Annotated in this window: 11 protein-coding genes; 7 read left to right on the top strand and 4 right to left on the bottom strand. The window is 61.3% G+C overall.

All coding sequences use genetic code 11. The features are described from left to right. The first annotated feature begins 7 nt into the window (after nt 1–7). Entirely contained in the window at nt 8–640 is a 633-nt protein-coding gene (locus tag PXH66_RS09925) for a tetratricopeptide repeat protein (RefSeq protein ID WP_330931433.1), read from the top strand. A gap of 3 nt (nt 641–643) precedes the next feature. Here PXH66_RS09925 and PXH66_RS09920 read toward each other — a convergent pair whose 3' ends face one another. The 3 genes from PXH66_RS09920 to PXH66_RS09910 are packed head-to-tail and all read right to left on the bottom strand — an operon-like array spanning nt 644 to nt 5,202. After that, nucleotides 644–2,620, bottom strand: a complete 1,977-nt coding sequence (locus tag PXH66_RS09920; RefSeq protein WP_330931432.1) for a glycoside hydrolase family 97 protein — start codon at nt 2,618–2,620, stop codon at nt 644–646. A 29-nt stretch (nt 2,621–2,649) separates the two neighbouring features. Then, on the bottom strand, nt 2,650–3,501 hold the full coding sequence (locus PXH66_RS09915; RefSeq protein WP_330931431.1) for an EamA family transporter: 852 nt from the start codon (nt 3,499–3,501) through the stop codon (nt 2,650–2,652). A 6-nt stretch (nt 3,502–3,507) separates the two neighbouring features. Then, complete coding sequence (locus tag PXH66_RS09910; RefSeq protein ID WP_330931430.1) at nt 3,508–5,202, bottom strand: ABC transporter permease; 1,695 nt, start codon at nt 5,200–5,202, stop codon at nt 3,508–3,510. 133 nt (nt 5,203–5,335) lie between these two features. On the opposite strand from PXH66_RS09910, the gene PXH66_RS09905 reads away from it, so the two are divergent. From PXH66_RS09905 to PXH66_RS09885, 5 genes are read left to right on the top strand one after another with little or no spacing between them, the layout of a single operon-like run. Continuing rightward, entirely contained in the window at nt 5,336–6,253 is a 918-nt protein-coding gene (locus PXH66_RS09905) for a metal ABC transporter solute-binding protein, Zn/Mn family (protein WP_330931429.1), read from the top strand. After that, nucleotides 6,250–7,041 carry a metal ABC transporter ATP-binding protein gene (locus tag PXH66_RS09900; protein ID WP_330931428.1) on the top strand — a complete coding sequence of 264 codons (792 nt, stop codon included), beginning with the start codon at nt 6,250–6,252 and terminating at the stop codon, nt 7,039–7,041. Before PXH66_RS09905 ends, PXH66_RS09900 begins: the two co-directional genes overlap by 4 nt. 1 nt (nt 7,042) lies before the next feature. Next, nucleotides 7,043–8,515, top strand: coding sequence for a metal ABC transporter permease (locus PXH66_RS09895; protein WP_330931427.1), 1,473 nt, complete (start codon nt 7,043–7,045; stop codon nt 8,513–8,515). Continuing rightward, nucleotides 8,512–9,474: a metal ABC transporter permease gene (locus tag PXH66_RS09890; RefSeq protein ID WP_330931426.1), complete on the top strand. Its 963-nt coding sequence runs from the start codon at nt 8,512–8,514 to the stop codon at nt 9,472–9,474. Before PXH66_RS09895 ends, PXH66_RS09890 begins: the two co-directional genes overlap by 4 nt. Continuing rightward, complete coding sequence (locus tag PXH66_RS09885; protein WP_330931425.1) at nt 9,461–10,195, top strand: hypothetical protein; 735 nt, start codon at nt 9,461–9,463, stop codon at nt 10,193–10,195. Before PXH66_RS09890 ends, PXH66_RS09885 begins: the two co-directional genes overlap by 14 nt. 6 nt (nt 10,196–10,201) lie before the next feature. Here the strand turns inward: PXH66_RS09885 and PXH66_RS09880 are convergent, their stop codons facing one another. Continuing rightward, complete coding sequence (locus PXH66_RS09880) at nt 10,202–11,623, bottom strand: adenosine deaminase family protein (RefSeq protein WP_330931424.1); 1,422 nt, start codon at nt 11,621–11,623, stop codon at nt 10,202–10,204. 79 nt (nt 11,624–11,702) lie between these two features. Between PXH66_RS09880 and PXH66_RS09875 the strand changes: the two genes are divergently transcribed. Continuing rightward, nucleotides 11,703–13,502: an adenine deaminase gene (locus PXH66_RS09875; RefSeq protein ID WP_330931423.1), complete on the top strand. Its 1,800-nt coding sequence runs from the start codon at nt 11,703–11,705 to the stop codon at nt 13,500–13,502. The last annotated feature ends 153 nt before the right edge of the window (nt 13,503–13,655 follow it).

The raw sequence follows: 13,655 nt of genomic DNA, 5'->3' as shown, positions 1-13,655 counted from the left end.
CGCCGTCATGCCGGAAGTCGCGCTCAGTGCCCTGGACCCCGGACTGCAGAAACTAGCGACGCAGGTGCGAACGTCCTTGGAGCAGGGCAATCACGATTTTGTGATCGCCGCGTCCCGACAGATTCTGGCGGCGCATCCCGGTTGTCTCGTGGTGCGGCGCTGGGAACGTCAGGCCCGAATTCAAAAATCTCCCCGGGGGCGGTCTTTCTTGGGACGCGCCAAAGGCGGCTTGAAACTGGCCCGCGGTTTATGGGGGCAGAAGAAAACATCTCCCGACGCGGCCGCGAGTCTGACAACCGCGGATGCGATTCTGGCGCTCGATCCCTGGAGTGCCGGTGGATTAAAACAACTGGCCGCGGCGGCCGCGGAACTGGATCTACCCGCGACGGAGATTTTTGCTTTTCAATGTTGGTGCGAAGCGGAGCCCGACAACCGTGAAGCCGGACTCGCCCTGACGGCGGCCTGCCTTCGAGTCGGCGATCTCACCGCAGCAATGGCGGCGGTGGAAGTGTTGCGGCTGAAGCATCCCCATGACGGCGATGTGCAGGAGGCGCTGCGTAATGTGGCGGTGGCGCAGACGGTGCAAACCGGCCGCTGGGACGAGGGCGGGGCCTCGTTTCGTGACCAGCGTCGCGAATAGGTGTCACTCAACCGGTCGCAGGATGGCGGCCCAACCGCCGTTGCCCACGAGACGCAGCGACAAGGTCGTGTCGGCGTCGACAGTCTGCTTCACTTGTCGGTAGTCCTCGGCGTGCTTGGCGGCATTGACGCCGTCCTGCATGATCGTCGCTTCAAATTCGCCCGGGCCGATGAATTCCAAGGGGAGGGAAAACTCGCGCGCGGCATCGTCGGTCATCGCGCCCAGATACCACGTGTCGCCATGGCGTCGCGCGATGACGACGTAGTCGCCCACACTCGCTTCGATCACGCGGGTTTCATCCCACACGGTCGGGATCGATGCCATGAAAGTGATGGATTCCACCTCTTTCAGATAAAGCGACGGCAGCTCGCAATACATCTGCAGCGCGCTTTCGTAGACCATGTATTTGGCGATTTCGTGACAACGCGTGCCGATGCCCATTGGTCGAAAATGGCTGATGCGGTGGTTGGCGGGGTGGGTGTTCACCATCGCGCCCGGCGTGTAGTCCATCGGTCCCGCCACCATGCGTATGAACGGAATGGTGACATTGTGCTCCGGAGTGACGTCGGCGCTCCACTTGTTGTTCTCGTTGCCCTTCACGCCTTCGTAGGAGATCACGTTGGGATAAGCGCGGCGCAAACCGGAGGGCTTGAATGCGCCATGGTAGTCGACCAACAGATGGCGCGCGGCGGCGGCGACGGCGGTGTCATGATAAAAGTTCACCATGAGCTGGTCGTTGCGCTGCATGAAATCAATCTTCACGCCCTTGACGCCCCAACTCGCGTAGAGGTCGAGCAACGCATCGCGATCCTTGGCCAGCGGTTCGTTGAGCGACCACAGGATGATACCGACGTTGCGTGCGGCACCGTAGGCCACGAGTTCCGGCACATCGATGTCGGGATTGGGTTCGAAGAGATTGGTGGTGGCCGCCGACCAACCCTCATCGAGAATGACGTAGTTGATCCCGAAACGGGCGGCGAAATCGATGTAGAATTTGTAAGTGTCGTTGTTGATACCGCTCTCGAAATCGACGCCGATCAGGTTGTTGGCATTATACCAATCCCACGCGACCGTGCCGGGTTTGATCCAGCTGGTATCCGCCAGTTCACATTCGCGCGACAGGAGGAAGACGAGTTGGCTCGTGATCAAATCGCGATCGTCGTCGGTGACGACATAGGTGCGCCACGGAAACGACCGCGTGCCGGACGTGCGGGCAATAAAATCGCCGACTTGCTTGATCTCAACATTGCGATCGGACGTGCCATTTTCGGCGGGCACGATCTCCAACGGATAAGGCGGAAAGGTCGGCGTCAGGACCGAACCGCCGGTGCCACGCACGAACATGCCGGGATAGTCGAACAAATCGGCGTCGGTGAAGACCACCCGGATGCCGGCGGGCGTGGTGCACAATACGGGGAGCGAGGCGAATCGGGGCGACGTGATGTCGGCGAGTTCGAAATCGAGGTAGGAGCGTTCGTTGTGCGACATGAACGACTCCTCTTCCGGAAACAGGGTGCGGGTGCCGGCGGGGAATGCCAACGGGACCGCTTCGCCCGTCACTTCGATCGTGCCACCGAGAGTTGTCGAAAAGCGGTAGGCAAGGCCGTCATCGTAGACGCGAACAGCCACGGAGAATTCCGCAGACGTGAACGTGGCTTCGTTGAAGTTGTCCGGAATCGTGGCGCTCTTTTGTTTGATTACCGGCGTCACCACGCCGCGATTGCGCCGACGGGAAAGGGTCATGGTCGAGGCATCCGTCCCCAGCGAGCGGCCATCACTCAGGTTCAATCGCAAGGGCGCGGGCTCGAGCACGACGCGGCCGTCGAGCCACGCCCGCAGGGTGAGTCCGTCGGATGTGTCGACTTCCACGCGGAGTCGGCCGTGGGGCGAGTTGATGTCCTCGGTCACCGCGTGGATCGGCGCGGCGGCCAAAGTCAGAATGGCCGCCAAGGCCGGGAAAAAAGTTCGGGGAAAGCGCATGAGAACGAGGGGAAGTGTAACCATTATGGTTACACTGAGCCGGGTTGGCGTTCGGTGAGGTAGAGGGCGATCAGCATGAGGGCGAGACTGAGGCTGAGGCGAAGTAGATCGGCCGATTCGCCGAAGGCGAGCAAGGCGACGCCCACCGCCAGTGGTATCTTGAGATTATTGAACACCGCCAAGGTGCCGGCATTGACTTTGGTGGCGCCGACATTCCAGCCGAAGAACCCCAATCCGGACGCCAGCACACCGAGATAAACGAGCGCTCCCCATTGCTCACGGGAAGGTCGGAAGGTCGTCCAATCAGTGATGGCCAACGAAATGATTCCGGCCGCCGCGATCGCGCCGAGGTAGAGCCAGCCAAAGAGTGCCGCATCGGTCAGCTTGTGCCAACGACGGCGCGTGCGTTGATAGGCGATCTGGCCGACGGCAAAACAAAGGTTGGACCCCTGCATGAGGAAGAAGCCGACCAGTCCGGCGTCGCTGATCCCGCTGCGCCATTTCAGGATACCGGCGCCGACGAGCGCGAGCGCGGCCGCGCCCAGCGCCCGCCGATCCAGCCGACGTTCGAGGGCCCCGTCGAACAGCACCACGTAGATCGGGGTGAAGATCGTGAACATGGCCACTTCGTAGGCCTGCAGGTAGCGGAACGCCGCGATATAGAACGCATACATGAGCCCGAATTGCACGGCCCCGATCGCCATGAAACGCGTGGCGGCGACCCGGGGCGTTTGCCGGGGGCGGAAGAAAGGCAGAAAGACGATCAATGCGAACGTCAGCCGCACCATGGCCACAGCGGTGGAGTCGAGATCGGACAACCCGACCTTGATCATGCCGAAGGAGAAGGCCCAGAGCAGCGAGACCGCGATCAGATAAGGCATGTCGGCTTAAACGCGGAAGATCGCCCCGAGTTTTTTACCCAGCAGCAGACTCATGCCGACGATGGTCACCCCCAGGAACGCCATGGCCCAGACGCCCAGCGCACTGGCGATGAACTTGCCGTCACCGAGCAGTTGGAAGAGTTCCAGAATCGCCTTGGTGATGGGGTAGAACGCCTGCTTTTGCGCAAGTATCAGTGAGTCGGATACCTCCAGCATGGCGAAGGCAAAGGCCAGCAGGGCGCCGGCGATGAGGTTGGCGGCGATAAGCGGCAGGGTGACTTTCGCGGTCGCTTTGAGGGGCGGGCAGCCAAGGTTCTGGGCGGCCTCCTCGAGGGTTTCGCTGGTCTGCTGAAAGCCCGCCACCGCGGAGCGCACCACGTAGGGCAGACGACGCACGGAGTAGGCGATGATCAACAGCACGGTCGGATTTTCGATCGGATTGAGGAAGTCGAAGAAACGACCCTCCTGACTCATGGCGAGGTAGCCGAACGCGAGCACGATACCAGGCACCGCCAACGGTAGCATGGACAGGAAATCCAGGATGCCCCGGCCGCGAATTTTTGATCGGACGACGACGTAGGCGATGGCGATGCCGAGGATGACATCGATGATGGTCGAGACGCTGGCAAACTTCAGGGAGTTGGCGATGGCGGGCACGGTCAGGCCGTGGCCGAGGGCGATCTCGTAGTTTTCCAGCGTGAACGAACTGGGCAGCACGGTGCGATACCAGTCGTTGGCAAACGACACCAAGACCACGCCGATGTGCGGTAGCACGGCGAGCAGGGTGACGCCGACGAACATCCCGGTGCAGAGCCAACCTTGCCAGCCACGGAGCTTTTTCGCGCCGCCGCTGCTGGTCGCCTTGGCCATCATGGCGTGGGCTTTGCGGCCGAACAGGCCTTTACCGAGTGCGTAGAGCGCCACAGTGCAGGCGAGCATCACGGTGACGAGCGTGTAGGGGAACGGGTTGCCGCCGATTTCCTTGAGCCCGTAAAAAATCTGCACCGACGTCACACGCGGATAGTCGAAGATCAACGGCACGCCGAGTTCGGTGAAGGCCCAGATGAAGACGATGGTGCCGCCGGCGAACAAGCCGGGCCGGATCAACGGCAGGGTGATTTTGAAGAATCGTCGCCAGCCGCGGCAGCCCAGGTTTTGCGCGGCTTCTTCCATGGCCGGGTCAATGTTGGCGAGAGCGGCCACGGCATTAAGATAGACGATCGGATAAAGCGAAAGGGCCTGCACGCAGGCGATGCCCCAAAAGCGATTGGCGGCGAACCAATCGTAGGCCCACCCCTCGGGCTGTAGTCCCAGATTAATGATGGCCGCATTGAGCGCTCCGTATTGGCCGAAAATCTGTTTGATCCCGATCGCGCCGACGAAGGGTGGCAGGATCATGGGGATGAGCACCACGGAACTGAGGGCGGCTTTGAGCGGGAAATTGAAACGATCGGCCACGAAGGCCAGGGGAATGGAAACCAGAAAGGCGATCGTGGTCGTCGCGCAGGCCAACATGAATGAATTGGCGAGACCGCGCAGGTAAATCGGATCCTGCAGCAAGGCGATCAGGTAAGCAAAGGTGAGGTCGCCGTTGGCATCCACGAAGCCGCCCTTCAGAATCTGCAGAATCGGCCAGACAAAGAAGGCGGCGAAGAACGCGGCGGTGAGCGCAAAAACGATGCGGGCGAATCCCTGCGACATGGCCGGGGACTGTGCGAATCAGTTGGTGTTTGCGGCAAGCCGGAAGCGGAAGTTTGTGAAAATTAGGCAAGGCTAATAAACTTACTTGACTATAAAAATTAGCGTGATTCGGTGCACGCTGATGAAATACGACATGCTTCGATTTATTCGTCGCGGGTGGAGTGCGGTCCTCTGGGCGGCAGGATGTGCGGCGGCGGTTTCCGGTGCGACGGCACCGTTGAAGGTGGTCGCCACGACCGGAATGGTGGGGGATCTGGTGGAACGCATCGGCCGCGAGCGGGTGCAGGTGCAGACGCTGATGGGCGCAGGGGTGGACCCCCATCTCTACAAGGCGACCGCATCCGATGTGCGGAAGCTGCAGCGGGCGGACGTCGTGTTTTACAATGGTCTGCTTTTGGAAGGGAAGATGACGGACATCTTCACCCGCATGCAACGGGCCGGGCGGCATGTTTACGCCATTGCCGACCATTTGCCGCATGAGACGCTGTTGCATCCGGCGGGACAGTCGGGCCACCCCGACCCGCACATCTGGTTTGATATCTCGTTGTGGGCGCAGTGTGTGGATGCGGTGGTCGACGGGTTGGTGGAGGCTCAACCCGATGCCGCCGCGGCTTTTCGAGCAGGCGGCGAACGCGCCAAGGTGGAGCTGGCGGCACTGCACGATTGGGCCGTGGCCAAGAGTGCCGAGTTGCCCGCAGCGAAACGCATCCTGGTGACCAGTCACGATGCCTACAGTTATTTTGGCCGGGCCTACGGGTTTCAGGTCATCGGTCTGCAAGGAATTTCAACCGTGAGCGAAGCCGCGTTGGCCGATATGGCTACGTTGGTGGACTTTATCCGTAACCGGGAAATCAAGGCGATCTTCGTGGAGACCAGTGTGCCGCACGCAACGATCGAGCGTATCGCGACCGATGCGAAAGTGGCGATTGGTGGCGAGTTGTTTTCCGATGCCATGGGCACGCCCGGTCAGGTCGAAAACGGCTACGACCTCGGCACCTTTGACGGCATGGTGAAGCACAACCTCAACACCATCGTGGAGGCGCTGCGATGAGCGAGAACGGCAACGCGACGTGTCCGTTGGAGATTCACGATCTCACGGTCGCGTATCACAAGAAGCCCGTTCTGTGGGGCGTGGATCTGGAGGTGCCGTCCGGTCAGCTCATCGGCATCATTGGCCCCAATGGCGCCGGGAAATCCACTTTGATCAAAGCCTGCATGGGTCTGCTGCCGATGCAGAGCGGTTGGGTGAAAGCGTTTGGCCAACCCCTCAAGGACGTGCCGACGCGGGTGGGCTATGTGCCGCAACGCGAATCGGTCGACTGGGATTTCCCGGTCAACGTGATGGATGTGGTGCTGATGGGCCGTTACGGTCGGTTGGGGTTGCTCCGTCGACCCTCGGCCCAGGATCGAGAGATCGCCCGGGACTGCCTCGACCGGGTGAAGATGCTGCCGTATGCGAATCGGCAGATCTCCAATTTGTCGGGTGGTCAGCAGCAACGCGTTTTCCTGGCGCGCGCGCTCGCGCAGGAAGCGGATCTCTACTTCATGGATGAACCGTTTGCCGGCGTGGATGCGGCGACTGAATCCGCCATCATCGCCGTGCTCAAGGAACTGCGCGATCAGGGCAAAACGTTGATCGTGGTGCACCATGATTTGCCGACGGCGAAACAGTATTTTGATTCGCTGCTGTTGCTGAACATGAACGTCGTGGCCTTTGGCCCGACCGCCGAAGTATTCACGGCGGAGAAGCTGCAAAAAACCTACGGCGGGCGGCTCACGATTCTCTCGGAGGTCGCGACCGTTTTGGGCGCGAATGGCAATGGTGGCGGAGGCGGTTGACATGATTCTTCGTCGTCAACTTTGGCGTCGCGTGGCGCTGTTGCTTTTGCTCGTGGTCGGCACGAGCAATCTCGCCCATGCCGCCAGTGTGCAGTCGTTGGCCGACACCAATTGGTGGGATCAATTGCTGCGCTTTTTGAGCTTCCGGGATGCGGCGCTGCGCTATGCGTTGGCGGGGTCGATTTTGTTGGGCCTGAGTTGCGGGCTGTTGGGCAGTTTCATCGTGGTGCGACGCATGGCCTTGGTGGGGGATGCCTTGTCGCACGCGGTGCTGCCGGGCGTGGCGTTGGGCTTTCTGTGGGGCATGACGAAGGACCCGCTGGCGATTTTTGTCGGGGCGGTGGTGGCGGGTTTGGCGGGCACGGCGTTGGTCACCGCGCTGACGCGCACAACCCGGCTCAAGGAAGACACGGCGCTCGGTCTCGTGCTGGCGTCGTTTTTTGCCGCCGGCATCTGTTTGGTCACGATGATCCAGCGGCTGCCGACGGGCAACAAGAGCGGGTTGGACAAGTTTCTCTTCGGCCAAGCCGCGGCGCTCGGCGCGGACGACATCACATTGATGGCGGTGGTGACCACCGTGGCCGTCGTGCTGGTGACGCTGTTTTACAAGGAGTTGTTGGCGACGAGTTTTGACGAAGGCTTTGCGCGTTCCAGCGGCATTCCATCGGCGTGGGTTCATCATGGCCTCATGCTGGTATTGGCGGCGGCGACGGTGATCGCATTGCAAGCCGTGGGTGTGGTGCTCGTTTCCGCCATGCTGATTACACCGGCGGCGACCGCCTACCTGCTCACGGATCGATTGCATCGCATGCTGCTGTTGGCGTCGGGGTTTGGGATTCTGGCGGGAGCAGCCGGGGCGTTTTTCTCCTTCATCGGTCGCGGCCTGCCCACCGGACCGTTGATGGTGATCGGCGCGTCGACGGTGTTTGCGGGCGCGTATTTTCTGGCACCCCGTCATGGCGTGGTGGCGCGCTGGTGGCGGCACCGCCAGAGTGCGGCGCGCACCTCGCGCGAAAACACGCTCAAAGCGTTGTATCATGTATGGGAGGATGATGGTTTTCGCGATGTCGGGGTGACCTTGTCCGCGCTCGCCGAGCGTCGCCGCGAGACCATCGAGGAAGCGTTGTCGCGCAGTGGCAACCTGATGCGGCACGGACTCGCGACGGTGGATCGGGACGTGGTCTATTTCACGCCGGAAGGTCGCCAACGCGCGGCGGAGATCGTGCGTAATCACCGTCTCTGGGAATTGTATCTGACCAACTCGGCCAACATCGCGCCGGATCACGTGCACGAGGATGCGGAGAAGATCGAACACGTGCTCGGTGAAACCGTGGTGCGTGAATTGGAGCGTCGGCTCAACTACGCGACGGTCGATCCGCACGGCAAGGCGATCCCGGGACCGCGCGACATTCACTTCGACGCGGCGACGCGAGCGGGTGGTGAGAAAACGAATACAGGAGGAACCCGGGAATGAACGAACTGATTCCCGCTTTTGACTGGCATCGCGTGATGGTCGCACCATGGACCGAAGACCTGGCGCTGTTCGGGTGGATCGGACTGATGGGATTTTTAGTGACGGCCGCCTGTGGTTTGGTCGGCAATTACCTGATTTTACGACGCATGGCGCTGATGGGGGACGCGGTGAGTCACAGCGTGTTGCCCGGTCTGGTGATCGCATTTCTGGTGTCGGGCAGTCGGGGCACGTGGCCGATGTTTCTGGGCGCGCTGGCGGCCGGGGTGGTCACAACGTTGTTGATCGAAGCCATTCATCGCCGCACCCGGGTGAAGCAGGACGCGGCGATTGGCATCGCGTTTTCAACCCTGTTCGCCATCGGCGTGCTCCTCACCTCGATTTACAGTCAACAGATCGATTTGGATGCGGAGTGTGTGCTTTACGGCGAGATCGCTTTTGTGCCGCTGGAGCCGTTCGTGGAGTGGGGCGCGGCGGTGCTGGGCCCGGTTTCATTGGTCCGCATGGCAGGCGTATTGATGTTCGTCGTGATCATCATCGTGGCTTTCTACAAAGAGCTGTTGGTGGCCTCGTTCGACGACGGACTGTCCCGGGCCATGGGCATCAATCCGGCGTGGGTGCACCACGGCTTAATGGCGTTGTTATCCATCGTGGTGGTGAGTGCGTTTGAGGCCGTGGGGGCAATTTTGGTGATCGCCATGTTGATCCTGCCGGGAGCGACGGCGTCTTTGCTGACCCAACGTTTGAGTCGCATGCATTTTATCGCGGTGGGCCACGCGGCGCTCAGTGCATGGTGGGGAGTGAGTCTCGGGGTATGGCTCGATTGCTCCATCGGGGCCGCGATGGTGGTCATGGGAGCGGTGCTGTTCTCACTGGTCTGGGCGTTCACCTCGTGGAGCTCTCGACGGAGTGGGAGGCGGACGGCAATCAACGCGGGTGAAATGAAACATGAGAGCGCTTGACGGACTGCTGTTCGGGATGCTTGTGGGCTGCACGTTATCGGGTCAGGTGGTGGAATCGCCCATGACGGTCGCGCCCGGCGCGTGGTTGATCGAAGCTGACGTGGCGGCGGGAGCATGGGACCGTTCGCACGCGCATGGCCACCAGCGGATCAGTCGTTTTGGGGCGATCTTGTTGACGACCGGCGTCGGCGACGGGGTGGATGTTCAGATCGGTTTCGATGGTTGGTCCGAAGAGCGCTCGGGGACACCGGGACAGGTGAATCGCGCCGACGAATGGGGCGATGGCTGGGTGCGAGCGAAGTGGAATTTTTCGGGTGATGAAGCCGAAGGCCCGGCGTGGGCGTTGTTGCCTTATGCGAAGGTGCCCATGCACGAGGGACAATGGGAACCCGGTGTGGTGTTGATTTACGGTCAGCCCTTGTCCGAGGATACTTGGGTGGAGGCGATGGCGTCGCTGGACTGGGTGGAGCGCGCCGCCGGCGGCCGGGAATCCCTGGGTTTTGCCGGAGTGGTGTGGGGGCGAAACTACCATCAGGTCGGCGATATCTACGCGGAGGCTTTGGTCGAGTGGAACGACGCCGGCGATGTGCCGCTGACGATGGGAATCGGCCTGGCGCGCCCCTGGTCCGAACGCTTCAGCATCGATGTCGAAGTCCTGTTCGGATTGACCGGACCGGCGCCGGACCTGGGGGCGGCGTTGCGAATCGTGTGGGCGTTGTAGGCGTTTCTACTCGGCGAAGCCGAAGCCCCAGTTGCGACGGCCGTAGCCGTAGGTGACCGGTGAAACGGCTTCGAGTTCGGCCAGAGCGTCGGCTATCGTGCCTCGACTAAAACGCGTTTCAAAAGCAGCGATGTCAGCGTCGTAGGCGGCCAGCAGATGTGACTTGACCGGCTCCTCCACGAAGGCGTGGGAGAGGGAGTTGCGGCCAAGTTGGACGAGTTCGGCCCACGATAAATTGAAGTGCGTGACCGCCGTGTAGTATTCGTCCGTCATGTTGCTGTCCCACATGCCGCGATCATCGGTGTTGAGGCAGACCGGCACGCCGGTGCGAAGCAGCTCCGGGAAGGGGTGCCGATCGAGGTCGGTCACGTATTCCAGCAAGCGGTTCGAGATGAGATTAACCTCAATCAACGTGCGATCGCTGTGCTGCAACATGAGGAGCGTGTCCTCGTCGCCGAGAATGTTCACACCGTGACCGATCCGGGACGCGCCGAGTAACAGGGTATCGCGAATGTTGTGATCGGGACTGTCCATTTCACCGGCATGGATCGCGAGGGGGAGGGTGGGATACTTCGCCCGCAAGCGTCGATAGGTGTCGAGAAAACGGCGGGGGTAGCCTTTGCCGTTTTCCTCGATGCCGGCCATGTTGATGCCGACCCAGCGATCGCGGTGCGCATCCACCCAGGCGTAGGTGTCGATCAGGTCTTGTTCGGCGTCGGGAGCGAAGCGCAAAATCATTTCCAGAAAGCGCAGCTCCAGTCCGGTAGCCACGATGTCGGGCTGGGCCAGACGTGCCTCCATCATCGCGACCGCCTCGGCGTCGGACAGGTCGGAGAGATCGTTGTGCTGCATCCCGCGGACGCCAAATTGGAGTTCAAGATAACGCACGCCCTCGGCGGCGAAGGCTTTGATGTTCTCCGCGAGAAGTTCGAAGCGAACGTGCGGATTGGCGTTGATGTCGCCCAGCCGAGGCCAGTGGTCCTCAAAAAACACCGCGCGACCTTCGCCCGGGGCTTCGAGGCGAAACGCGTTCAGCCACGCGTCCCGTTCGTTGCTGGTCATGGCCGTCAATGCGACATACTCGCGTTGTTGGGCGGGCGGCAAAGCTCGGTAGGTGGCGGCTCGGATTGTGTGGTGACGGGCGGTCGCCGCGATGGCGTCCGGCGCGGCGTCAAAGCGTTCGCGGGCATAAAATACATCACCGCCATTGCGGGCGGAATCGGTGAGGATGGCCCACATCCATTCCGAGCGATTGGCACCGCCGAAATGATTGTGCAGGTCGCCGCCTTTGGGGAGAGCATAGAGCAGGGCGTAGAGTTGCTCCGGGGTGGCCTGGCTTCTGACGGCGTCGAAACGGGCGCTGAAATTATCGGCATTCGCCGTGACGGCGATGGCGAACAGGACGAGAGCGAAGCGGAGCGCAGGCATGACAGAAAGGCTCGGCCGGAGCATGAGCTGCGCCAATGAAAAAGGTGGCGGATGGCACCGGCTTTGCTGAACTTGGGGGATGCCGTTGACCCGATTCTCCGTTCCCGCCCTGCACACCGTCACTCGCCAACTCGCCGCCGTGGCGATGCAACAGGCCGAACCGGACCTGGTGATTCGCGGTGGTCGGGTGTTCTCCACCTACACGGAGCGGATTCACGAGGGCAAAGAAGTTTGGATCAAATCGGGCCGGATTGCAGCCGTGAAACCCGCGGGCACCTGGAAGAAGACGAAGGGCTCCGCGACGCGAGCGTTCGACGCCAGGGGAGGCATCGTCGCTCCCGGGTTGGTGGACCCGCACATCCACATCGAGAGCTCCATGATGACGGCCTGTGCGTATGCCGAAGCCGCCCTGCTCAACGGCACCACGACGATTTTTTGCGACAGTCACGAAATCGGCAACGTCTGCGATGTCGCCGGTATTGAGTGGATGCTCAAAGATGCCCGCGTCGCGCCGCTAAATATTTTCCTCACGGTGCCCAGCACGGTGCCGGCGACCTCGCCGAAGTTTGAAACCGCCGGGGGAGATCTGACCGCCGCCAAGATCGGCCAACTCTTTGACAAGTGGCCGGAGGCCGTCGCCCTGGGGGAAAAAATGGATTTCGTGCAGGTCGCGATGGGCGACGAACGCAGCCACGCCGTTTTGGGCGAAGCCATCAAGCGGGGTAAGCCCATCAGCGGTCACATCTACGGACGGGAGTTCGTGGCCGCAGGGGCCGCGAGCGGTATCAATGACACGCACGAGGCGATTGATCGCGATATTGCCGACGATTTTCTGGAAAACGGCGTGTGGGTTTTTCTGCGCGGAGGTCCGCCCACGACGCCGTGGCACTCGCTGCCGGAGGCCATCAAGACGGTCACTGAACTCGGGGCCAACCCGAAGCGGGTGTGCGTGTGCACCGATGACCGTGACGCCGACGACTTGTTTGTCTTCGGTCTGGACTGGGTGGTCCGCGAGGCGATGCGAGCGGGAATGCCGCGCGAGACGGCGTTGAGCATGGGATCGCTGCATCCGGCGACGCGCTTTCATCTGGACAACGAGATTGGCGGCATGGGCCCGGCGCGCCGGGCTGATCTGGTGCTCATGAATGATGACCTCGAGCCGCAGTGCACGTGGTATGGCGGCGAACTCGTGGTGAAAAACCGCCGCGTTACGCCGCTGTTGGAAGAGGCGTTGAGTCAGCCCTATCGCTACCCGAAAGCGGCCTATCGCACGGTCAAGTTACCCCGGAATCCCCAACTCACTCCGGCGTTGCCGACGAAGAAAGTCACGGCCAACACGATTCGCACGGAGCTGCCCGGCATCATCCTGTTCCACGACCGCGTGGAGCTGGAAGCCGCCGATTCGTGGGACGCTCACTTCGCCCAACACGACCTCTGTTTCGTGACGGTGGTGGAGCGCCATGGGAAATCAGGCGAAGTCGCACACGGGCTGTTGAAGAACTTCGGTCTGAAATCCGGTGCGGTGGCGAGCAGCGTGGGTCACGATGCTCACAACATCATTATCGCTGGCACGAATGATGCCGACATGCAGCTTGCGTTGGCCACAATCAAAGCCAGCCGGGGAGGCGTGTGTATCGTCCGCCATGGCAAAGTGGTGGCCGAAGTCGCACTGCCGATCGCCGGTCTGCTTTCGGATCTGCGGGCGCGGGACGTCGCGAAGGCGTCGACCAAGCTCAAGCGGGCGTGGGCTCAGGCGGGATGCACGCTGCCTTACATGGGCTTCAATCTCATCCCGCTCTCGGTCATCCCGGAAATCCGGATCACCGACAAAGGGCTCGTGACCGTGCCCGGCATGCAGATTTTACCCCTGTTCGAGTAGGTTGGTTTCCGGCGATTTCGGGGAGAAATTCCCCCAGATTTTCGTCATTTACGCCGTAATTTAATTAATAGTGTAAATAAGGGATATATGAGCGTTATTTCTGGTAGGGAGGCACGAGCCGTGCTTTGAAACCCTTCCGATCAGACTTATCGC

The organism is Synoicihabitans lomoniglobus (assembly GCF_029023725.1).
GTDB classification, from domain to species: Bacteria; Verrucomicrobiota; Verrucomicrobiia; order Opitutales; family Opitutaceae; genus Actomonas; species Actomonas lomonigloba.
Note: the sequence above shows the minus strand (reverse complement) of the source record. Positions and strands in the feature narration are given on the sequence as shown.